22 protein-coding genes are annotated in these 22,353 nt (G+C 61.4%); 8 read left to right on the forward strand and 14 right to left on the reverse strand.

Annotation, left to right across the window (positions count from 1 at the left end; genetic code table 11):
- Positions 1 to 307: 307 nt before the first annotated feature.
- Complete coding sequence (gene ctrA, locus ACQZ6J_RS04180) at positions 308 to 1,009, forward strand: response regulator transcription factor CtrA (RefSeq protein ID WP_069611718.1); 702 nt, start codon at positions 308 to 310, stop codon at positions 1,007 to 1,009.
- Positions 1,010 to 1,150: 141 nt separating this feature from the next.
- On the opposite strand, the gene ACQZ6J_RS04185 is transcribed toward ctrA, so the two are convergent.
- Both ACQZ6J_RS04185 and chpT read right to left on the reverse strand, forming a co-directional pair.
- Positions 1,151 to 1,513, reverse strand: coding sequence for a response regulator (locus tag ACQZ6J_RS04185; protein WP_163986453.1), 363 nt, complete (start codon positions 1,511 to 1,513; stop codon positions 1,151 to 1,153).
- A 203-nt stretch (positions 1,514 to 1,716) separates the two neighbouring features.
- Positions 1,717 to 2,364 carry a histidine phosphotransferase ChpT gene (gene chpT, locus ACQZ6J_RS04190; RefSeq protein ID WP_163986454.1) on the reverse strand — a complete coding sequence of 216 codons (648 nt, stop codon included), beginning with the start codon at positions 2,362 to 2,364 and terminating at the stop codon, positions 1,717 to 1,719.
- A gap of 302 nt (positions 2,365 to 2,666) precedes the next feature.
- On the opposite strand from chpT, the gene ACQZ6J_RS04195 reads away from it, so the two are divergent.
- Positions 2,667 to 3,278, forward strand: a complete 612-nt coding sequence (locus ACQZ6J_RS04195; protein WP_163986455.1) for a DUF1134 domain-containing protein — start codon at positions 2,667 to 2,669, stop codon at positions 3,276 to 3,278.
- Between the two features lie 186 nt (positions 3,279 to 3,464).
- A complete protein-coding gene (locus ACQZ6J_RS04200) occupies positions 3,465 to 4,676 on the forward strand; it encodes a hypothetical protein (RefSeq protein WP_449082152.1) in 1,212 nt (403 codons plus the stop codon).
- A 226-nt stretch (positions 4,677 to 4,902) separates the two neighbouring features.
- Here ACQZ6J_RS04200 and ACQZ6J_RS04205 read toward each other — a convergent pair whose 3' ends face one another.
- Positions 4,903 to 5,733, reverse strand: coding sequence for a TrmH family RNA methyltransferase (locus ACQZ6J_RS04205; RefSeq protein ID WP_449082770.1), 831 nt, complete (start codon positions 5,731 to 5,733; stop codon positions 4,903 to 4,905).
- Between the two features lie 10 nt (positions 5,734 to 5,743).
- A complete protein-coding gene (locus tag ACQZ6J_RS04210) occupies positions 5,744 to 6,121 on the reverse strand; it encodes a hypothetical protein (protein ID WP_449082154.1) in 378 nt (125 codons plus the stop codon).
- Between the two features lie 50 nt (positions 6,122 to 6,171).
- On the opposite strand from ACQZ6J_RS04210, the gene ACQZ6J_RS04215 reads away from it, so the two are divergent.
- Positions 6,172 to 7,197, forward strand: coding sequence for an RluA family pseudouridine synthase (locus ACQZ6J_RS04215; RefSeq protein WP_163986458.1), 1,026 nt, complete (start codon positions 6,172 to 6,174; stop codon positions 7,195 to 7,197).
- Positions 7,198 to 7,568: 371 nt separating this feature from the next.
- Complete coding sequence (gene rpoH / locus ACQZ6J_RS04220; protein WP_163986459.1) at positions 7,569 to 8,477, forward strand: RNA polymerase sigma factor RpoH; 909 nt, start codon at positions 7,569 to 7,571, stop codon at positions 8,475 to 8,477.
- An 84-nt stretch (positions 8,478 to 8,561) separates the two neighbouring features.
- Here rpoH and ACQZ6J_RS04225 read toward each other — a convergent pair whose 3' ends face one another.
- The 4 genes from ACQZ6J_RS04225 to ACQZ6J_RS04240 form a co-directional block, all read right to left on the reverse strand.
- On the reverse strand, positions 8,562 to 10,937 hold the full coding sequence (locus ACQZ6J_RS04225) for a hypothetical protein (protein WP_449082157.1): 2,376 nt from the start codon (positions 10,935 to 10,937) through the stop codon (positions 8,562 to 8,564).
- 61 nt (positions 10,938 to 10,998) lie between these two features.
- Positions 10,999 to 12,294 (reverse strand): adenylosuccinate synthase, encoded by a 1,296-nt coding sequence (locus tag ACQZ6J_RS04230; RefSeq protein ID WP_449082159.1) that lies wholly within the window; start codon positions 12,292 to 12,294, stop codon positions 10,999 to 11,001.
- A 204-nt stretch (positions 12,295 to 12,498) separates the two neighbouring features.
- Positions 12,499 to 13,296 (reverse strand): class I SAM-dependent methyltransferase, encoded by a 798-nt coding sequence (locus ACQZ6J_RS04235; protein ID WP_246725732.1) that lies wholly within the window; start codon positions 13,294 to 13,296, stop codon positions 12,499 to 12,501.
- A 196-nt stretch (positions 13,297 to 13,492) separates the two neighbouring features.
- On the reverse strand, positions 13,493 to 14,350 hold the full coding sequence (locus ACQZ6J_RS04240) for a GNAT family N-acetyltransferase (protein WP_449082162.1): 858 nt from the start codon (positions 14,348 to 14,350) through the stop codon (positions 13,493 to 13,495).
- Positions 14,351 to 14,676: 326 nt separating this feature from the next.
- Here ACQZ6J_RS04240 and ACQZ6J_RS04245 point away from each other — a divergent pair, with 326 nt between their 5' ends.
- Positions 14,677 to 15,999 carry a UDP-glucose dehydrogenase family protein gene (locus tag ACQZ6J_RS04245; protein WP_163986464.1) on the forward strand — a complete coding sequence of 441 codons (1,323 nt, stop codon included), beginning with the start codon at positions 14,677 to 14,679 and terminating at the stop codon, positions 15,997 to 15,999.
- A 71-nt stretch (positions 16,000 to 16,070) separates the two neighbouring features.
- The gene (locus tag ACQZ6J_RS04250; protein ID WP_449082164.1) at positions 16,071 to 17,075 is read left to right on the forward strand and encodes an NAD-dependent epimerase; all 1,005 of its coding nucleotides are present in this window, start codon (positions 16,071 to 16,073) and stop codon (positions 17,073 to 17,075) included.
- Between the two features lie 111 nt (positions 17,076 to 17,186).
- On the opposite strand, the gene rutF is transcribed toward ACQZ6J_RS04250, so the two are convergent.
- The 4 genes from rutF to ACQZ6J_RS04270 form a co-directional block, all read right to left on the reverse strand.
- The gene (rutF, locus tag ACQZ6J_RS04255; protein ID WP_204326503.1) at positions 17,187 to 17,717 is read right to left on the reverse strand and encodes an NADH-dependent FMN reductase RutF; all 531 of its coding nucleotides are present in this window, start codon (positions 17,715 to 17,717) and stop codon (positions 17,187 to 17,189) included.
- A 202-nt stretch (positions 17,718 to 17,919) separates the two neighbouring features.
- Positions 17,920 to 18,648 (reverse strand): methyltransferase domain-containing protein, encoded by a 729-nt coding sequence (locus tag ACQZ6J_RS04260; RefSeq protein ID WP_449082166.1) that lies wholly within the window; start codon positions 18,646 to 18,648, stop codon positions 17,920 to 17,922.
- A gap of 70 nt (positions 18,649 to 18,718) precedes the next feature.
- Positions 18,719 to 19,108, reverse strand: a complete 390-nt coding sequence (locus ACQZ6J_RS04265; protein ID WP_449082168.1) for a RidA family protein — start codon at positions 19,106 to 19,108, stop codon at positions 18,719 to 18,721.
- A 61-nt stretch (positions 19,109 to 19,169) separates the two neighbouring features.
- Positions 19,170 to 20,066, reverse strand: a complete 897-nt coding sequence (locus tag ACQZ6J_RS04270) for a DMT family transporter (RefSeq protein WP_449082170.1) — start codon at positions 20,064 to 20,066, stop codon at positions 19,170 to 19,172.
- A 248-nt stretch (positions 20,067 to 20,314) separates the two neighbouring features.
- Here ACQZ6J_RS04270 and ACQZ6J_RS04275 point away from each other — a divergent pair, with 248 nt between their 5' ends.
- Complete coding sequence (locus ACQZ6J_RS04275) at positions 20,315 to 20,740, forward strand: hypothetical protein (RefSeq protein WP_163986469.1); 426 nt, start codon at positions 20,315 to 20,317, stop codon at positions 20,738 to 20,740.
- 51 nt (positions 20,741 to 20,791) lie between these two features.
- On the opposite strand, the gene ACQZ6J_RS04280 is transcribed toward ACQZ6J_RS04275, so the two are convergent.
- Both ACQZ6J_RS04280 and ACQZ6J_RS04285 read right to left on the reverse strand, forming a co-directional pair.
- Entirely contained in the window at positions 20,792 to 21,403 is a 612-nt protein-coding gene (locus ACQZ6J_RS04280; protein ID WP_163986470.1) for an alpha/beta hydrolase, read from the reverse strand.
- 16 nt (positions 21,404 to 21,419) lie between these two features.
- Entirely contained in the window at positions 21,420 to 22,352 is a 933-nt protein-coding gene (locus ACQZ6J_RS04285) for a VOC family protein (RefSeq protein ID WP_449082173.1), read from the reverse strand.
- Position 22,353 lies beyond the last annotated feature (1 nt).

The raw sequence follows: 22,353 nt of genomic DNA on the forward strand, positions 1-22,353 counted from the left end.
TCGTTAATGATAGGCGCAATGATTTAAGGCTCAGTAAATGTTGTGGTCGAAATTCGACATGTCGACATTGGTGAGTCAGGTGAATCACTTGGCGTAGGTTCTTAATGCGATACTTTAGGAGACGATTTTACTGATTGTCGTTGGAAAACAGTGCAATGGAAAAATTATTTAATAAATTCGATACGACTTGCCAGAGTGAATCAGAATTTGTTAACCATTGCATGGCAGCTTCCAAATCAAGCAGTGATTTGATCGGTATCGCGTTCAGGGGGCTGACGACCTTTCGGCGGCGGTAAAGGGGACAATTATGCGGGTTCTACTCATTGAAGACGATAGCGCGACAGCGCAGAGCATCGAGCTGATGCTCAAATCCGAGAGTTTCAACGTTTATACCACCGATCTCGGTGAAGAAGGCGTCGATCTCGGAAAGCTCTACGACTACGACATCATCCTTCTCGATCTCAACCTTCCCGATATGTCCGGCTACGAAGTGCTGCGCACGCTGCGCCTTTCGAAGGTCAAGACGCCGATCCTCATCCTCTCCGGCATGGCCGGCATCGAGGACAAGGTTCGCGGCCTCGGCTTCGGCGCCGACGACTACATGACCAAGCCTTTCCACAAGGATGAGCTGGTCGCCCGCATTCACGCCATCGTCCGCCGTTCCAAGGGCCACGCCCAGTCGGTGATCATGACCGGCGAGCTCATCGTCAACCTCGACGCCAAGACCGTTGAAGTCGGTGGCCAGCGCGTGCATCTGACCGGCAAGGAATATCAGATGCTGGAGCTGCTCTCGCTGCGCAAGGGCACGACCCTCACCAAGGAAATGTTCCTCAACCACCTTTATGGCGGAATGGATGAGCCGGAGCTGAAGATCATCGACGTCTTCATCTGCAAGCTCCGCAAGAAGCTGGCCAATGCCGCCGGCGGCGCCAACTACATCGAAACCGTTTGGGGACGCGGCTATGTGCTGCGCGAGCCCGACAGCAGCGATTTCGCCGAAAGCGCCTGATACCCCTCCCCGCCATATCCGCCGAAATTAAAAAATCCCGTCTCGTCAGGCGGGATTTTTTATTGGCGCTCCAAAAGAGAACAAAAAAATAATGGCCGCCTCTAAGGGGCGGCCATCGCGGCATCTCTGTTTTCGTTGAAATCAGGCGGCTGCGGCACGATTGCCGAATATGGCCGTCAGGATCTTGCGATCGAAGGGCTTCAGCAGAAAATCCGAAGCGCCCGCGCGTTTTCCGGCCATCAGCTTGCGAAGGTCGGCCTCGACCACGCAGTAATAGATCTTTACATCCTTGCCGTTCGGCATGGCGCGAATGCTGGCGATGAGATCGAGCGCGCCTTCCATGCCGGCATCGACGATCAGGTAGTCCGGGATTTCCGCCTGGCAGCGCGTCAGCGCCTCGCGCGCATCCCCGGCTTCGCTCACGAGAAAATCCAGCTCGGACAGGATTCGTTTGCCGACCTTCCGTACGACATCCGAACTATCCGTTATCATGAACCGCTGCATGTGTGAGCTCCCTGGCATCAGCCACCATTGTCCGAACGGCGGCTTCAAATTGAGACGATAGGAGCAGCAAGCTAAGGATTCGTTACCGCTACATTATCAATTGCGCGGACAACTCCGAGATTGCACAAAATTCTCAATACACGAAAAAATAAGCCCGCGGCCGATTCGGGGCCGCGGGCGAAGGATGCGCGTGAACCGATCCGTTATTGAGCGGCCATGGTCGCCACGAAGGTCAATTCCTCCGGCGTCGCATTGTAGGAAAGCTCCATACCGCTCTCGTCAGCCAGAAGAACCGTATAGTAAGGCTGGATCGAATGGGCGTCGACGGCCTCTTCCAGCGTGCCGGAGCAGATCTCGGCGAACTTCGGCGGTATGCGCATCAAGCGCCCCTTGGCGGTCAGCGTAAACTTCGCGTCGAATTCGGGATTTTCCAGCGTCACGTCGAGAACGCCGCCGCGTGGGATGGCGCCATAGGCAACGAGAAAGAGATTGAGCAGCAGCTTGACGCGGTTCTTCGCGATAATGGCGCGCGGGCCGATCCAGTTGACCTCGGTCTTCTTCTCGGCGGCGGCGAAATCCTTGGCTGCCCGCTCTGCTTCGCCTGTGTCGATCGAGGCGCCGACCGAGCCGGAGGCGCCGAAGGCAAGGCGCGCGAATTTCAGGCGGACGGAGGCGTTGAGCGCGCTCGTGCGGATCAGGTCCATCGCGTCGGCATCGGCACCACCCTCGTCGAGCAGCTCCAGACCATTGTTGATCGCCCCGACCGGCGAGATCACATCATGGCAAACGCGGCTGCAAAGCAGCGCGGCCAGATCAGGTCCGGTCAGAGTGAGATTTGGATTCTTCGACATTCATTGTCTCCTGAATGCTGGCAAGGCAAAACGCAGTAAAGTCCACGTTGCCACGGTAAGGTTGCCCGAGGGTTGTCGCAGCCAGTGTACCGCGCGCCATAATGACACCATATTTGGTAAACCGATTATTAAGACCATCGACGCAAAATGCATTCATTGCCATCAGACTTTTTCGCACGCGAATCGTCCTGCGATGGATGGGCGGAATGGTCTGAGAATGGGGGCGAACCATGCGTGCGCATTCGGTCGAATGCGTTGCTCGTCCGCCCCCGTCGCACCGACCATGATGAACGGATGATTTCATGCGCTATGAATTCCTGAAGAGAATGCCAAATCCCGGCACCAGGACGCTCGGCCTAGGCCTGATCCTGGCCATTGTCGCATTCGTGAGCTTCGCGCTACCGGTCCGTCAGGCCTCCGCCGCGCCCACCAATCAATATTCGGCGCAGGAAATCGTCGATGCCGGTCATTCCTTTTTCGGCTCCACCAGCGGCGGTCTTGCCAAGGTGATAGAGCGGGCCTTCCAGCAGTACGGCCTGCCGAACGGCTACATCCTTGGCCAGGAAGGCTCCGGCGCCTTCCTCGCGGGCCTGACCTACGGCGAGGGCCAGCTCAACACCAAGAACGCCGGCGAGCACCCGCTTTACTGGCAGGGCCCCTCGCTCGGCCTCGACTACGGCGGCCAGGGCACCCGCGTCATGATGCTGGTCTACGATCTGCCGAGCATCGACAGCGTCTATACCCGCTTCGGCGGCGTCAGCGGCCAGGCATTCGTGGTCGCCGGCTTCGGCATGACCGTCCTCAAGAACAACAACATCGTGCTTGTCCCGATCCGCACCGGGCTCGGCGCTCGTCTCGGCGTCAATCTGGGCTACCTGAAGGTCACGCCGAATCCCACCTGGAATCCTTTCTGAGCCTTTCCGCCACAACATCTCCCAGGCAGCACACGCCTTGGCCCGCTTGCATTGCGGGCCTTTTCTTTCACCAGAACCCGTCTCGAGCCGATAAACCATATCCGCCTTAAACGCTTGCCCGCATGGCTAACCCATGATTAATCATTTTATCGAGATCGAACATAACTCCAGGATACTGGCCGCGTCGTGATTCAATATGCTCTCTTGTTCGGATTGGGCTTTCTGACGGCCGCTCTTCTGGTCTTCCTCATCGCGCCGGCAATCCATCGCCGCATCGTCTGGTTCACCGAAAAGCGCATGCGAGCGACGATGCCGTTGAGCCCGCAGGAAGTGCGCGCGCAGAAAGACATGGCCCGCGCCCTCTTCGCGGCCGAAAACGCCCGCACCGAGCATGCCCTGACACAGGAACGCGACAAGACCGTCGCGCTGCAGATCCATAACGGCAAACTTCAGCAGGAAGCCAGCCGTCTCTCTGCCGGGGGCACCGAGCTGCAGACGCGCATCGACGATCTGGAGGTGGAAGCGGGCGAGCTGCGCTCGCGACTGCGCCAGGAAGAAAGCTACATCAGCCAGCTCAAATCGAGCATCCATACCGCCGAACAGGCCAGCGCCGAAAAGGAGGCTGATATCGACGGGCTGCGCAAGCGGATGACGAAGATGGGCGCCGACGCGGACAATCTGAAGATCGACCTCGCAACCCGCGAAACCGAGATCGAGAGCCTGAAACTGCGCATCAACACCTTGCGGGACGAACGTGATGCATTGCGTCAGGATCTAAGCGCGGTGAGCCAGCGCGCGGCGGATGCCGAACAGTCGCTGCGCCAGGAAAGTGACAAGAGCAAAAGGCTCGAGGAGCGCCTCGATCGCGAGATCGCCGGCAATGCCGACAAGGAAACGGCGATCGAACGCCATGCTCAGGATGTCATTCGCCTCAGAGAGCGGCTCGAGGCGGCCGTCAGGGAATCGAGGGAAGCCGGCAAGGCGTTGCGAGCCGCCGGCCTCGCATCGCCGAAGAAGCCGGCAAAGATGCCGAAGCTCTCCGCCGCATCCATGATCGCCGGCACGGCCGACGAGCAGGCGAAGATGACGGAACAGCCGCAAACGGCGGAACCGGAACGAACAGTGGAAGACGAGATCGCCCAAATGACGGAAGAGGTTCGCAATCGGGCTGCCGCCCTATCCGACCGCTTGCTGAAAGCCCGCTCGCCGGCGCACGACAATGCGATGCGCGAGGAAATTGCCAAGATTGCCGCCAATATGGTGGCGCTGACGGCGCTCAAGGAAGGTGACAGCTCCCCGATATTCGATCTTCTGCCGAAGGATCGAGATCCCCTCGACCCGGGCGCACGCGCCAGCCTTGCCGATCGCGTGGCAGCGATGCTGCAAAAGCACCCCTGAAGCGCATCGCGATTTTTCAGATCCGCTTCTTGCGCTTCGGGTCTTGGATTTCAAACATGTCGTTTTCATAAAACCGCTGCACGCTTTTGCGTGACATGCCTTGGACAGACCGAGCCGGAAGTGCCTGGAGCCTTTCCGCCTCTCTTCGAATCGCGAAAACGCTCTATCCTTTCGTTTTTGCGCAGTTCCGGACGGAAAACCGCAAGACACTTTTCCTGGAATTGCGTTAGATTCGTCGGTTCCTGGCAGCCATCTCGAAAAGAGCGATGCCACTCGCCGTCGCGACATTCAGGCTATCCAGCCCTGGTGCCTGTGGAATCCGCACGCTGCTGAAGGCGGCGAGAATACTTGGCGGCAGCCCATCGCCTTCCGTGCCGACCACAAGCGCCATGCGCTCCGAGGTCGGGATCTCGCGAAGATCGACGGCCCCTCGTGGCGACAGGCTCCAGATCGCAAAGCCGCGCTCGGCAAGCGCCGTAAGCAGTTCGACGCCGCTCAATTGGCGACGATAGGGCACCGTGAGAATCGAGCCGACCGAAACCCGCAGCGCCTTTCGATAGAGCGGATCGCAGCAGCTCTCGTCCAGCAGCACCGCATCCGCACCGAAGGCCGCGGCATTGCGAAACATGGAGCCCATGTTGTCGTGATTTGAAATGCCGCAGCCGACAAGGACGAGCGCCTGTTTCGCAAGCTGGTCGAGAAAGGCGTTCATCCCGCCTTCCTCGGTTCTGCGCCCCAAGGCCAGGACACCCCGATGCAGGTGAAAGCCGACGATGCCGTCCAGCACCTCGGCCTCCGCGGCGTAGATCGGGACGTCGGCCGGAAAGCTGTCGATGATGTCAGCTAGCCCGGCGACGCGATTTTTGAGCAGCAGCACTTTCTCCGCGACGAAATCGCCGCCCGCCTCGTGCGCTCCGGCGAGAAGCCGCAATACGACCGTGCCTTCCGCAATGAAGCGGCTCTCGCGGCCGGTGAGGTCGCGTTCGCGGATATCGCGGAACTCGGCGATGCGCGGATCGTCGGGACGTGTGATCTCGATGAGCCGCTCGCTCGTCATCATGCGGCCGTCAGTTGGACAGCGATATGGTCGCCACGATGCGGCCGATACCGTAGTCGAAGACGATGGCCTGGCGCTGGCCGCCGGCAAGCGTGCCGTAGAACAGCACCTGATTGCCCGACAGCGCCGTGGACTGGACGGTGAAGCCCGCCGGCAGCATAGCCGTCACGGCAACGGGGGCATCGGAGGGGATGCCGGACGCCGCCTGCCCCGCGGGCTTCGCCGATGGCTTCATCGTCTTGTAGACAACGGCGCCGAAGACAGCCATAAGGCTCACCACCATGACGGCCGCGGAGACTATCTGCAGGCGGATCATCTTGCGTCGGACTTTCTCCAGGGCCGGATCGAGGGGCTTTTCCTCTTGATCGTCTGGCTCGAGATTCGTCATCGATGCGTCCTTGCTTCCAGTAGAGCGCTTTGTGCGCCGGAGAAATACGTTTGAGCGACCCCTTTAAAGAAGCCGCGAGCAATAGAAAAGTCCTTACCGCCGATGAAAGTGCCGAAGGACGGCTCGATTCATGGCTGACGGCCGAGATCGGCGAGGAATTCTCCCGCAGTCGCGTGCAGGCGCTGATCAAGGAGGGCGCGGTTTCGCTCAAGGGCACGCCGGTAACGGATGCAAAACGCAAGGTGCGCCCCGGCGACGTCTACGAGATCACGATGCCCGAGCCGGAGGACCCGACGCCGCAGGGCGAGGATATCCCGCTCGACGTGCTCTATGAGGACGATGACGTCATCGTCATCTCCAAGCCCGCCGGGCTGGTCGTTCATCCCGCCGCGGGCAACTGGACGGGGACATTGGTCAATGCGCTGATCCACCATTGCGGCGCCAGCCTTTCCGGTATCGGCGGCGTCCGCCGCCCCGGCATCGTGCACCGGCTGGACAAGGATACGACAGGCGTGATGGTCGTCGCCAAGAATGACGTCGCTCACCGGCATCTATCCCAGCAGTTTGCCGATCACGGCAGGACGACATCGCTGGAGCGCGCCTATCAGGCCATCGTCTGGGGACGGCCCCGTCAGCTCGTCGGCACCATCGACGCCCCTCTCGGCCGGTCGAGCAGTGACCGCACGCGCCGTGCCGTCAAGCGCCCGGATTCGCAGGATGCCGATGAGGCCATCACGCATTACGAGGTGCTCGAGCGCTTTCTCGAAACGCCGGACGCGACCGCCCTCGCTTCGCTGATCGACTGCCATCTGGAAACCGGCCGCACGCACCAGATCCGCGTGCATATGGCCCATATCGGCCACCCGTTGCTCGGCGACGCCGTCTATGGCGGCGGCTTCAAGACCAAGGCCAACCTTCTGCCGGAAGCAGCCAGGGCAGTCGTCGGCCGCTTCACGCGTCAGGCCCTGCATGCCTACATGCTGCAGTTCGAACACCCGCGCACCGGCGAGGTCATGCATTTCGAGGCACCCTTGCCCGATGACATGGAAGAGTTGGCGGCGGCGCTGCGGGGATGAGCGACAGGCTTGGCAGTCGCCAGACTGGACGCCTGTCCCTTGCCGCCCTATAATAGCAGACATGAAGGACCGAAGTCCGAGCGCCTGTGCTTGCCGAAAACGCGACCGCGTTTTGGAGGCAGACACGAATTTATCATCCGGCGCGGGAGCATTCGGGAGGATAATCCCAAGGGCAATATCACGGCGGGGCCTATGGTCACGCTGGTATAACACTTGCGTGACCACATCCTTGAATCACCGTTTCGCCGTACTTATCTTTACATTGGTTCAGTGCGGGGTCCCCGGACCCGCACGCCTTGGTCCGCTTCGCAGAAGGCGCGCAAAATACGCCCCCAGGAGGAACCAAATCTCGAATAGGAGGGTGCACAATCATGGCCCGTAATACCTTACCATCCATTGCCGCCGGAGAAGCCGGCCTCAATCGTTATCTGGACGAGATCCGCAAGTTCCCGATGCTGGAACCGCAGGAAGAGTACATGCTCGCCAAGCGCTATGCGGAACATGCCGACCGCCAGGCCGCGCACAGGCTCGTCACCAGTCACCTGCGTCTCGTGGCGAAGATCGCCATGGGCTATCGCGGCTATGGCCTGCCGATCGGCGAAGTCGTTTCGGAAGGCAATGTCGGCCTGATGCAGGCCGTGAAGAAGTTTGACCCGGAACGCGGTTTCCGCCTGGCAACCTATGCCATGTGGTGGATCAAGGCCTCGATCCAGGAATATATCCTGCGCTCGTGGTCGCTGGTGAAGATGGGCACGACTGCCAACCAGAAGCGCCTGTTCTTCAACCTGCGCCGTCTGAAGGGCCGTATCCAGGCCATCGACGACGGCGATCTGAAGCCGGAGCATGTTACCGAGATCGCGACCAAGCTGAAGGTCTCCGAGGAGGAAGTCGTTTCGATGAACCGCCGCCTCTCGGGCGACGCTTCGCTGAATGCGCCGATCAAGGCTTCCGAAGGCGATTCCGGCCAGTGGCAGGATTGGCTGGTTGACGATCACGACAGCCAGGAAGACGTGCTGATCGAGCAGGACGAACTTGAGACGCGCCGTCGCATGCTGGCGCGCGCCATGGGCGTTCTGAACGATCGTGAGCGCCGCATCTTCGAGGCACGTCGCCTCTCCGATGAGCCGGTAACGCTGGAAGACCTCTCGGCTGAATTCGACATCAGCCGCGAACGTGTGCGCCAGATCGAGGTTCGCGCCTTCGAAAAGGTCCAGGAAGCCGTGCAGAAGGATGCGCTGGAGCGCGCCAAGGCGCTCCGCGTCGTCGAAGCGACAGCGTAACGCCTCCGACTTCGAAGGTCTTGACGGATAAAAGAAAGGCGGGCCAAAAGCCCGCCTTTTCCATGTTCATCGATGCCGGAAGGATTATTGACCGCTCGAGGCTACGCCGCCGAGCGCTTGCCATTCCGAGATTGCCTTGTTGAAGGCATCGGTGCCGGTCGGACCCTTCTCCATCGTCAGCAGGGCGCGACGGCCATTGCGATAGACGACCGGAATATCGATCCAGTTGCGATTCTTCAGAAGGTCGAGGTTGGTCTTGCGCGCGTCCGGGAAATCGTTCAGCGCGACCATGTAGACATCGTCGGTGACTTTCGCGGGCACGGCAATCAGCGCATCGCCGCGATCCTGCTCGGTCGCCTTCAATGCAACGCGCTGGACATTGTCGATCGCTCCGCCTTCGAATGACGGCGGCACCTGGAAGGCCAGCTCGATCAGATGGCTAGCCGGCAGCGAGGAATCCGAGTTCCGCGAAACGGTGATGGTAGCGGTCAAACCGCGATCCGGAACGGTGATGAGGCCCTGCACCGAAGGTTCCGGCCGGCCATCGGCACCCTTGCCTTCCTGAACGGACCAGGTGACCGTACCCTGGAAGGCCGAAGGCGAGGTCTGACCAAGACGCTCTTCATAGAGAAAAACCTTCTGCCCGTCCGTAGCCGGTGCCGTCTGTTGCGTAACCGGCGGCGGTTGATTGGCGGATGCTTGCTGCTGCTGGTCGGCGGCAGGTGCCTGCTGGTCCGTCGCGGCGGACGGTGTAGCCGGCGTAGCGGCAGCAGCCGCAGGCGCCTGCGTCTGAGCAGCGCCGGCATCGGCAGCGGCGGGCGGCGGCGTTGTCGTTGCAGACGGTGCCGCGGCAGCGACATTCTGTTCCGCAACGGATTTGCCTTCGGCAACGCCCGGCTGACCGTTCGGAGCCGGACCCTCGTCCTCTTCGGTGCCATTGGCCAGAAGACGCTGCGTGAACTTCGTATTGACCGTATTCGGATCGCTTAACGCGGCGACATCCGTATTGCCGGCAGCCGGTGGCTTCTGAGCTGCCGTGTTGTTTTGCGGAGGTATGGCTGCTTGCTGCTGCTGGGCGGCAGGCGCTGCAGCGGGGGTGTCGTTGTTCGCGGGACTGCTGTTTGCCGCTGCATCCGACGTCGCGGGCGCTGCCGCATTCTTCGGCGCCGAGCTGACGAGCTTCGTCACCATGTTGTTGAGCGCATCGCGGTTCAGCCAGGCTGCGTAACCACCGCCACCGACGACCGCAAGGCCGACGAGCGTGACGATGATGCCGGTGGCATTGATGCGACGACGCTTCGGCTCCATGCGGAAGCTTCGGCCCTGCAGCTTCGCCGCCATGCTTTGGTCGAGATCGGGCGGGACGGAGGGACCACTGCCCCGGTCGTCTTCCGCGCGCTTGTCGAAACCGGCAAGCTCCTTGAGCTCGCGCCAGCCGTCATTGGCAGCATCGGCATCGGATGCCGTCTTGCGGGGCGAATGCACGTCCGCAAAGAGATCGACGTCGTCAAAGGCGTTTTCCGGCATCTGCCGCGCCGGCTGCTGGGTCGGCTTGGAAACCGGCGGGACTGGCTCCAACTCTTCGAAGACATCAGCATCCCAGGCGAAGCCCTTGTTGCCGGCTGGTGCCTTGACGGCCTCGGGCGACCCTACCGGCTGCCCGAAAGGCGCTTCCGCAAAAGCCGCGGCCGGCATGACGGGCTCGCTCGGAGGCGAGACTACCGGCTCCGGCGCAGACTGACGAACCGGCGCATCGACCTCCGCCCAGATCTGCTCGACCTGGCTTATGACATCATCGACCGGCGTTGCCTGCACGGGCGTCGCAGGCGCAGCGTGAACAGGCTCCACGGCAACAGCCGGCGCCTCTTCCACATGATGCTGCGGCTCGTCGTGATAGACCGGTTCCGGGGTCGGCTCAGCGGGAACCTCGGCATGGTGCTCCACGCCGGCATGCGCGGCGGCCGGAGCATAGGGCTCCTCCTCGCGATGCGGTTCGCTCCATTCCTCTACGGGCTGGTGCTCCTGCACATGTTCGACATGTGCGGCCGGCTCTTCGTAGGCGGGTTCCTCGTGAACAGGCTCGGAAACCCTCGGCTCTTCATGGACATGAGCCTCGGCAGGAACGGCCGCAGGCTCTTCCGCATGGGGCTCGGCGTGCGCCGCACGATGCTCCGCGACGGGTTCGGGAGCGATCTCCTCATACACAACCGACGCTTCGGCAACCGACTGCTCTTCACCATCGGGCAAGGCCTCGGCATGCTCGGCCTCGACCTCGACGATCGCAGCCTCAAGCTTGTCGAGCTGGCGGCGCAGCATTTCCTCGGGCGGGCGCGGCTTCATGCTCTCGAGCTGCCGCTGCACGGCACCACGAGCTCGATCGTAAACCTTGACCCGCATCTCGGGAGTATTGTCCGTCAGGCCGTCAACGGCCCGTCGAATAACTGCTACAAAATCCGCCATCAGCACTTTCTCATGATGCCCGGCGCGCAGCCGGGCCGGGATTCGTCATAGGTTCGCAACTTTAGCCCTCAAAAGGGTCAGTCACAAGTATGGTGTCCTCGCGCTCCGGGCTGGTCGAAAGCATCGCCACAGGAGCGCCGATCAGCTCTTCCACCTGCCGGACATATTTGATCGCCTGGGCAGGCAGATCGGCCCATTTGCGGGCGCCGACGGTGGATTCCTTCCAGCCTTCGAGCGTGATGTAAATCGGCTCGACGCGGGCCTGCGCTGCCTGGCTCGCGGGCAGATAATCGATTTCCTTGCCGTCGAGCTTGTAGCCGACGCAGATCTTCAACTCGTCAAGGCCATCGAGCACATCGAGTTTCGTGAGCGCGATCCCGGTGATGCCCGAAGTCTTCACGGTCTGGCGCACCAGCACCGCGTCGAACCAGCCGCAACGGCGCGGACGGCCGGTGTTGACGCCGACTTCGCGGCCAACCGTCGACAGGTGCTTGCCGATCTCGTCGTGCAGCTCGCAGGGGAACGGTCCCTCGCCGACGCGAGTCGTATAGGCCTTGGTGATGCCGAGCACGTAGCCGAGCGCCGTCGGACCGAGGCCCGAGCCGGCGGCGGCCTGGCCGGCAACCGTGTTGGACGAGGTCACGAACGGATAGGTGCCGTGGTCGTTGTCCAGCAGCGCGCCCTGCGCGCCTTCGAAAAGGATTCGGGCGCCCGCCTTGCGCTGCTCGTCGAGCAGCCGCCAGACCTGATCGATGTAGGGGAGAATATGCTCCGCAACCGAGGTCAGCTCGGTATGCAGGGTATCGAAGGAAATCTCGTCGAGACCCATGCCGCGACGCAGGGCGTTGTGATGGGTCAGGAGACGGTCGATCTTGGCCGGCAGCGTTTCCGGCTCGGTAAGGTCGACGACGCGAATGGCGCGGCGGCCGACCTTGTCTTCATAAGCCGGACCGATGCCGCGGCGCGTCGTGCCGATCTTCGTGCCGCTGTTGGAAGCCGCATCTTCGCGCAAGGCATCCAGATCGCGGTGCAGCGACAGGATCAGCGGCGCGTTCTCGGCAACGCGCAGAACGTCGGGCGTGACCGCGATGCCCTGGGCGCGCAGCTTTTCCACTTCGGCGACGAAGTGGTGGGGATCGACGACAACGCCGTTGCCGATGACGCTGAGCTTGCCGCGCACGAGCCCGGAGGGCAGCAGCGCGAGCTTGTAGCTGACACCATCGACGACGAGCGTATGACCGGCATTATGACCGCCTTGAAAGCGTACAATCACATCGGCGCGTTCCGAAAGCCAATCGACAATCTTGCCCTTGCCTTCGTCGCCCCACTGCGAGCCGATCACTACAACGTTCGTCATTTATCCATTCCCGCTTCCTGCGCGCGGAGGCGCGCCTTGCTCAAACCCGCGCATCTATAAAGCTTTGTTTTTGGGAAAGCGACCCTGTTGTCTCAGGAGATTCGGCTTTTTGCATGACGAATCAGCACCTCCAACAGGATTTTTCCCGGCTACCGGCCGGACGGCGGCCACGAATAGCCCCATCGGGTCGGCAGCCTTCGCCCGTCAAAGGCCCGGCTTGTGTGCGACGACATGGAAATACTCGTGCTCGGCCGACGCTGCCGCGCCGATCGGCTTTCCATCCAGATCGAGCACCAGCGCCGGCATGGCAAAACCCGCCTCCGCCAGTTGCGATCGAACCTGCGCCGGCGTCGTCGCATAGACCATGACACCGAAATCATGTGCGCCATGCAGCATGATGGCATGTTCGCCGTCGCGCTGTTCGAGCGGCCTCAGCCGGCGTTGCCGCAATGTCCCGGAAATACGCCCCTCGACATAACGCAGGGTCCGCAGGCCGAGCCGCACCGGATTGGAGGTCCATTCCAGCCGGCGATAGTCGATGCGATGCTCGAAGCCGCGCCAGCCGCGGTGGAATGTCGAAAACACGAAGGCGCCGCCCGAGGCAAGCACCCGTGCCGCTTCGCGCATGACGGCAAGCCGCCCTGCGGCATCGACGGAATCGATACCGTTATAGCTGAAGACGATCAGATCGAAGCTGCCGTCCGGAAAAGCCGACAGATCGCGCGCATCCATGTGCTCGAAGCGCAGATCCGGATGGTTCTTCCGGCACAGCTCGACCATTTCCGGCGTGTAGTCGACACCGATGTAGTCGCTTGCAACATCGCGCAAGAGCTGCGCGGTGCGGCCGCCGCCGACACCGATATCCAGGACACGCCCCCTGCCTGTCCGTGGAGCACCGATGGCAAAAGCCGCGCGCTCGCCTTCGTTAAGATAGCCGCTGCTGCGGCGGTAGTCGCGCAAGGCCCAGGGATTACGCCAGGTCTGCCGGTTAATACTTTCCATGACATGCATTGCCGACTCCAATACGGAAATGAACAATCATTGTTCAATTACCCCTTGGCGCCCCCGGACCGTCTATATAATGACCGGGCCGAATATGCAGCCCGTTAGGGTTGATTAAGGTCCCGATACGGCAATTAATCGTTTGTTAAGGTTAATGTCGGCGCTTCGTTTCCCGCATGGCGCGGGAGCGATGCGGCTAGCCGAGCTCGAGCGTCGTGACGCCAAAAACGCGATCAAGGGGTGTTTCCGGCGCCTTGCCGCGATACATGCGCGTCGTCTCGAACACGGGAGACAAGCCGCAATCTTCGGCAAGCCTGACGGCCTGCGCATTGTCCACCGGCACATCCAGATAGACGGGAGCTCCCTTGGCCTCGGCGAGCAGCCTGCTCAACAGGGCTCGCGCGATCTCCGGCTTGTTGGCAAACAACGGACCGATCTTGTAGCCCTCGAAACAGCGCCGGATCGTGCCGAAGCCGCGAACCCTGCTGCCGCCGCCGACAATGAAGGACTTGCGCCTGTGGGGAGCGCCGCACCAGGCTTTGATGAAGGAAAAACGCAAGCCGGGGAAAATTTCGGCATCGTAGTGCAGCAGTCCGTCAAGCTTGCCGTCCGTCACCGCCACGACTTGCCTGGCCTGTTGCTCGTCCACATCGAGCGCCTGCGGGACGCCGCCGTAGCGCACCGTTCGATACGCGGCCTCGAAGCCATGCCGGCGGTAGTTTTCCTGCTGCGCGACCACGCCGTCCAGGCCGACGGTGCGATTTCCGGCGAGCGCCATGCCCTTGTTCCAGAGCTGTTTGCCGTATCCCCTGCCGCGAAATTCGGGGTGAAGCATGTAAAGGCCCAGAAACGCGAAGGTCTCGCCATAGCGGACGACGGAAATGCAGCCAACCGGCACCTCGCCGATCGCGCCGACGAGAAAACCGGACGGATCTGCCTCCCAGAATGCCGGGGCGTCGTCCACCCCAGGGTTCCAGCCCTCTTGCCGAGCCCACTCCAGAGCGAGTTCCAACTCGCCGGCTCGCATTTTACGCACGGCAAAAATCGATTTCATGCAAAAGTCCCGAACCGCCCACTCGATACCCGTTCCCCGCGGAACGATTATGCCCGGTCCATCATGCGGTAACATGATGCCAATCACAAGCAATAGGCAATGATAAGCTTAAAGTACAAAGGCTTCGTTTCACTTGGAAAGAAAGGGAGTTGCATCAATAGAGCGGCGAGAATGCAAGCAGCCCATTGTGACACTTCTGTCGCAAATCGCCACGCACGAGCATCGCATATAGGCGTCACTGGCGATCCTGTGTATAAGCGCAGTCGATCGCAACGTCGGCTTTGCTTCGGGGCAGAAGGCCGGCCCAGCAAGAGGATTGAAGTTTCATGCGCATCACGATGATCGGCTCGGGTTATGTGGGGCTCGTGTCGGGCGTTTGCTTTGCCGATTTCGGCCATGACGTCATCTGCGTCGACAAGGACGCCAGCAAGATCGAGGCGTTGCGCCGGGGCGAGATTCCGATCTTCGAACCGGGCCTGGAGCAGCTCGTCGCCGACAATGTCCGCGCCGGCCGTCTCTCGTTTGCGACCGAAGTGGCGGAAAGCGTTGCCGCCAGCGACGTCGTCTTCATCGCGGTCGGCACGCCTTCACGGCGCGGCGACGGCCATGCCGATCTTTCCTATGTCTATGCCGCCGCCCGCGAGATCGCCCAGCATGTCAACGGCTTCACCGTCATCGTCACCAAATCGACCGTGCCTGTTGGAACCGGCGACGAGGTCGAGCGCATCGTGCGCGAAACCAATCCGGATGCCGACGTCGCCGTCGTCTCCAACCCGGAATTCCTGCGCGAAGGCGCCGCCATCGAGGACTTCAAGCGGCCGGACCGCATCGTCATCGGCCTCAACGACGAGCGCGCCCGCTCGGTCATGACCGAAGTCTACCGGCCGCTCTACCTCAACCAGGCGCCGCTGCTCTTCACCTCCCGCCGCACGTCCGAGCTGATCAAATATGCCGCCAACGCCTTCCTGGCCATGAAGATCACCTTCATCAACGAAATGGCCGATCTGTGCGAGAAGGTGGGCGCCAATGTGCAGGAAGTCTCGCGCGGCATCGGCCTTGACGGCCGCATCGGCTCGAAATTCCTGCATGCCGGCCCGGGCTATGGCGGCTCCTGCTTCCCGAAGGACACGCTGGCGCTGGCAAAGACCGCCCAGGACTACGACAGCCCCGTGCGCCTCATCGAGACGACGGTTTCCATCAACGACAACCGCAAGCGCGCCATGGGCCGCAAGGTGATCGCGGCCATGGGCGGCGACATCAGGGGCAAGGCGATCGCAGTCCTCGGGTTGACCTTCAAGCCGAACACCGACGACATGCGCGACAGCCCGGCGATCTCGATCATCCAGACGCTTCTGGATGCCGGCGCCACCGTGACGGGCTACGATCCCGAAGGCATGAACAATGCCCGCCAGGTCATCGACCATATCGCCTATGCCGAAGACGCCTATGGCGCCGCACGCGACGCCGACGCGATCGTCATCGTGACGGAATGGAACCAGTTCCGCGCCCTGGACTTCGACCGGCTCAGATCCATCATGAAGGCGCCGGTGCTCGTCGACCTCAGAAATATCTATCGCCACGACGAGGTCACAAAGCACGGATTTGCCTATACAAGCGTCGGTAGACCCTCGAACGACGACACGCTTTAAAGCGTTTACGCATTCCGAACGGAAAACCGCTACGCACTTTTCCTGGAAATGCTCTCAGCAAAGGCCGCTCCATGCGCTATCTCATCACCGGCACCGCCGGCTTCATCGGATTCCATCTTGCCAGGCGCCTGCTCGACGAGGGCCATTTCGTCGTCGGCTTCGACGGCATGACGCCCTATTACGACGTCAGGCTCAAGGAGAAGCGGACCGCCATCCTCGCGCGTTCCAACGGCTTCAAGGCCGTGACCGGCATGTTGGAGGACAAGGCGGCGCTCGATCACGCGGCGGAACTCGCCGAACCTGACGTAATCGTCCACCTCGCCGCCCAGGCCGGCGTGCGCTACAGCCTCGAAAACCCGCGTTCCTACGTCGATTCCAACGTCACCGGCTCATTCAACGTGCTGGAACTGGCAAGAAACCTGCAGCCCAAGCACCTGCTGCTGGCATCAACCTCATCCGTCTACGGCGCCAACGAAAAGATCCCCTTTGCCGAAAGCGACAAGGCCGACGAGCAGATGACGATCTATGCCGCGACCAAGAAGAGCATGGAACTGATGGCGCACAGCTACGCCCATCTCTTCCATGTGCCGACCACCGCTTTCCGCTTCTTCACGGTCTACGGCCCCTGGGGCCGTCCGGACATGGCGCTGTTCAAATTCGTCGATGCCATCCGCAACGACAGGCCGATCGAAATCTACGGCGAAGGCAAGATGAGCCGCGATTTCACCTATATCGACGATCTCGTCGAAGGCATAGTGCGCCTGATCGGCGTCGTGCCCTCGGAGGAGAACCGGGTGGTATCGGATACGATTATCGATACCCTGTCGAAAAATGCGCCCTTCCGCGTCGTCAATATCGGTGGCGGTCAACCGGTTGGCCTGATGAGCTTTGTCGAAACCATCGAGACGATGCTTGGCAAGCAGGCAATCCGCAAGATGCTGCCGATGCAGCCCGGCGACGTGCACAACACCTATGCCGTGCCGGACCTGCTGGTGGCGCTGACCGGCTTCAAGCCGCAGATCGAGGTTGACGAAGGCGTACGCCGCTTCGTCGAGTGGTATCAGGAAAATTACTGAGGAAATCTGCCGGAGCGGTTCCGCGCTTCTCGGAATCGTGGCGCCGCTCCATCTCCTTGTTTTTACGCGATTCCGGACGGAAAGCCGCCGCGCATTTTTTCCGGAATTGCTTTAACCGGCCGGGTGATAGGCCCGGTCGAAATAGACGAGCCCCTGTCCGTTGTCGCGCCGGCGAATGGCATCGACCTCGCAGAGAAGGATGTCGTGCGTTCCGCCATCGGCCTGACGCACGATGCGGCAATCGAACGACACAAGCGCATCCTCAAGCACAGGCGCACCGGTCGCCAGCGCCGACCATGCAGCGGCGGCGAACCGCTCCGCAACCGGCGTCTTGCCGCCGAAAAGCCGCGACAAATCCTGATGTGCCTCCGACAAGACGTTGACGCACAGCACGCCGTTCTGCGTCACGGCGGGATGAACGGACGCCCCGCGATTGAGACAGACGAGCAAGGTGGGTGGATTGTCCGTGACGCTGCAGACGGCGGTTGCCGCAAAGCCGGCCAGCCCGGCGGGGCCATCGGTCGTGACGATGTTCACGGCGGCGGCCATCCGTGCCATGGCGTTACGAAACTCTGCGCGCGCGATATCGGGATCGGCGACGGCCACTGCCTTCTCTACGGCCACGGACGTCTTCATGTTCATTCCATATCCCCCAACGCGCATCGGTCAGGCTAGGCTATTGGACGGGCCTGCACATCTCAAGAAACGACATTTTACGGAAGTCGTATCCGGCGAGCAATTAATTCTCTATAAAAACTATCAACAAACAGAAAGATAGCCAAGCGCACCGCATCCCGAAAAATGCCGCCTAAAAAACCTCTGTGCAACTCGGCGAAATCCGCCGTCAGGTCTGGGTGGAAATCAGCAGAAACATCGGCCGCTCGCGCTCGGTCACCCAATCCGGATGGGCGGCAAGATCGTCATCGCTCGGCGACCACTCCTCGACATGGGCGATGATGAAACCGGACTTGATCAGCAGGTTGAGCGTCGTGGCCATCGTGCGGTGCTGCTTGACGACGCCTTCGGCAAGCCAGTTCGTCAGCCTTTTGCCCTCGATCTGATAGGCGCTGAGCGGCCAGATATTGCCGCCCTCGGCATCGACCTGCCATTCGGGTTGCCGCGGCGCCATGTAGATCGGGTGCTCGATCGAGAAGATCAGCCGCCCGCCCGGCTTCAGCGCCTGACGGATCGTTGCCAGAAGCCCGGCAAAATCCTCGATATAGTGGAAGGCCAGCGAACTATAGACGAGATCGAAGCTCGCCCTGGCAAGCCGGAGCTTCTCCAGATCGGCCCGGTCATAGCGAACACGCATATCCATCGTCTCGCAGCGCGCCCGCTCCAGCATCTTCTCCGAGACATCGAGTCCCAAAACACCGGCGGCTCCCTGCTCGGCGGCCCAGCGGCAGAACCAGCCAAACCCGCAGCCCAGATCCGCGACATCGAGGCCTTTCATGTCAGGCAGCAATGCGCGCATGGCCGGCCATTCCGCCGCCCCTGCCAGCCCGTCGACCGAACGTTGAAGGCGGCTATAGCCTGCGAAGAAACCTGGATCGTCGTAGATATTCTGAGTCATGCTCGTCTCCTGCAGATCGACGGTGTCGATCTGCCAGCATCGATTGAGAAGCCGAAACCGCTGCGAAGGGTCACATCACCTTCGCCGCCGTGACCTCGACCTCCACCAGAAACTCGGCTCGGGTAAAGCCGCCGACGATCAGCAATGTGGAAACGGGCTTCGGATCCAGGATGTAGCGGTCGCGCACGGCCATATAGGCGGGGAAATCCTCTCGCGTGGTGACGAAGCCGGAAATGCGGATGACGTCGGCAAAGCTCATGCCGGCCTCGTCTAGGATGGCCCTAAGCGCCTCGAAGCACATCTCGGCCTGGGCCGTGACGTCGGCCGGAATGCGGTCGTCGAGACCGATGCCGAGCTGGCCGGACGTAACCAGAAGGCTGGCGCCCGGCGGCACCAGCAGGCCATGATTGTAGTTGCCGAAAGGGCGGCGGACGGATGGGGGATTGAATACCTTTTTCATCGATTCCGACTCCTGATGACTAAGCGAATTTCAGCATTTTGAGATGAAAGGAGCAAGACGGTCAATGCGCCTTCGCCGAGGTTACCACTCGATTTCGCCGTACTTCCAACAGGATATGTCCAAAAAGCGCGGCCAGGACGATAGGGCCGCCGATCAGCGTCGCAGTCGAGGGACGCTCGGCAAAGACCATCCAGACCCACAGCGGAGTGAGAGGAACCTCCAGCGCGGTCAGCAGGGCGGCATCGGAAGCCGGGACGAGCCGGGAACCGAACGTATAGAGGCTGAGGCCCATCGCATTCTGAACGATACCGAAGGCGATGATAAGACCGAGGTCCTGGCCCGAGATCGAAAGCGGCGAAGCGAACCAGAAGGTAACGAAGGAACACAGCCACGCGGAAAGCGCCATGGCCGGCAGCATCGGCACATTGCGGTGCTGGCGCATGATGACCGCAAGGGCGGCGACGGTCAGCGTCATGATGGCAGCAAGCCCCTTGCCGAGCCAGCTGCCGCCGTCACTCCCATGTCCGGAAAGCATCACGAGCACGCCGATGAAAGCAATGCCGCTGGCAACAAGCGTCCTCATATTCGGACGCTCGCCGATGAAAAGGAACGCGACCCCTGCGGTGACGAAGGGCACCGTCGCGTAGATGACCATGGCATCGGCAACCGACGTATAGTAGATCGAGCCGATGCCGCTGATCATGGACGCCGCGGAAAAGATCGTTGCCGCCAGCGACGGGCCGCGCATGGAGCGCAGGATGCGGAAGGCGTTGCGGCGCTCGATATAGAAAAACAGGGTGAACACCCCGAGACCGGAGACGATTCCGCGGCAGAACAGAATGGTCATGAGATCGGCATGGATCGCTCGCACGAACAGGCCGGACGTCGACCAGGCAAGCGCCGAAAGCGCGACATAAATCACGCCCAGCCTGTATTGTTGCTGTTCCGCCAGCGTCACGATGGAATCCCCCGCCCCTTGGTGGCAGATCATTAGCGGGCGGCAACGATGCCCACAAGCCAAGCTTGCGCCGCGACCTGTCGCTCGTGCCGGAAGATGACGAGGGTTGCAGGAAGGCCACGGCCAATGCCCGTTCATCCGATCGGGCCAGCTCCCTCCGCCTCGCCGCTGTTGGCAAGATCATATTGATCTTGCACATATTTGCGATCGCTTTAGGTTTCTGGCGATCCCGGTCGAAGGAGAATCAGTTGCGCCTGCTGTCGGCCACTTTATTTGCATGCGGCTGCGTCAGCCTGGTCGACGGTCCATTGTGGCCGCCGGCGCAGACCTATGTCGATAAGACGGTGCAATGCAGCCAGAGCAGCAATCCGGCCCGCTGCGAGCATACGCGCGACAGCTGGAAGATCGATTACGAGGAAGCCATCGCAGGCGGATATCGCGCGCAGAAACATGTCGCTTTATGCCTGAGCACCGGTTGCGACGGAGCGATCCAGCCCGACAAGATGCTCGGTTGCGCCTGGCGCATGGTCATAGCCGAAGCCAATCACGCTCTGCCGGACAGCATGGATTTTACCAATCTCAGCCGCTTCTGCGGAACGGACTATATCGACGAGAAGGGAAAGCTCGCTGCCGCCTCGCAGGCGAAGGCGATGCTCCGGCTGATCGGCAAATAGCAAACCACGCGACAGAGGTCTTCCGCCGCGTGATCCGGTCATTGGCCGCGCTCAGGCATAGGGAGCAAGGAAGGTGCGGATGGCCTCGATCTCGTTGGGGCGAATATCGTGGCCGCCCGGATGCCAGTCGAGCGTGACTTCGGCATCCTGACGCGCAAAGTAATCGGCCAGCGCCTTGGTCACCGGCGCCGGCGCGATCGGATCCCGCTCGCCCGCCGTGATCAACACGCGCTTGCCCTGCAGCCTGGCATTGTCCTTCGGCTGGAACGGGATGAGCGGATGCATCAGCACCGATGCATCGAACAGATCGCCATGCTCGATCAGAACGTTGGCGAGGATGTTGGCACCGTTGGAAAAGCCGAGGCCAAGCACCTGCGATGCTCCGTATTGCGCCGCCATTTCCGAAACATAGGCTGCCATCTTTTCCGTGGCCCGGGCAAGATCGGCCATATCGTAGACGCCCTCGCCTGTCCGGCGGAAGAAACGTGCCGCACCGTATTCGGAAACGTCGCCGCGCGGCGATACGATGGTCGCGTCCGGCAGCAGCCGGGCAGCAAAATCGAAGAACTGGTTCTCGTCGCCGCCGGTACCATGGAACGTGAAGAAAATGGGCTTTCCGGATGCACCGGCCTTCAGCCGGTGCACATAACTCGTATCCGTCATGATGTCCTCCCCTGGATTAGCCTTCCAGCGGTTCGAGGTGCTGCTCGATCAGGCCGCGCAGATGCGCATGCTGCTCGGGCAGTTTCAGCGCCTCGCCGAGATGAGCCGTATCCTCGTCGCGGTTGAAGCCAGGTTCATTGGTGGCGACTTCGAACAGCACGCCGCCTGGCGTACGGAAGTAGATCGCCCAGAAGTAATCGCGGTCGATGACCGGCGTGACCTGATAGCCCGTGTCCATCAGCGCCTTGCGCACTTCGAGCTGCTTTGCGCGGTTCTCGACGGCAAAGGCGACATGGTGGACGGAGCCGGCACCCGGAAGCGCACGGTTGATATTCGGCATGGTTTCGAGGTCGACATAGTCGGCACCGTTGCCGCCAGGCATGGCGAGCCGCTTGACGCCTTCATGCGTATCGACCACCTCATAGCCCATGTATTTCAGCAGCTCGGCCGTGGCGCCCTCGTCCCGCAGCCGCATGGCGACGGAATGAAAACCCCTGATGGCATGTTCGGCATCGACGCCGTTATGCGTCCACGGCAGACGCTTGTCGTCCTTGACCTCGACGAGAGCGAAGCCATCGCCATCCGGGCCGGCAAAATGCAGGCGCTTCTGGCCGAAGGATTCGTCAACCTTCAAGCCCTCGACGCCATGCTGGCCGAGCCGTTCGGTCCAATAACCGATTGCGCCCTCCGGAACGGAGTAAACCGTGCTGCCGACTTCGCCGGTGCCTGGGCGACCACGCGCCATCTTCGGAAACGGGAAGTAGGTCATGATCGTGCCGGGCGTACCGATCTCGTCACCATAGTAGAGGTGATAGACATCGGGCGCATCGAAATTCACCGTCTTCTTGACGCGGCGCAGGCCGAGCGTGTCCGTGAAGAACTTGTTGTTGGTCCGGGCGTCTTCCGCCATCGAGGTAACGTGGTGAAGACCTTTGATCTGGTTAAGCATC

This window comes from Rhizobium sp. A37_96 (assembly GCF_053521765.1).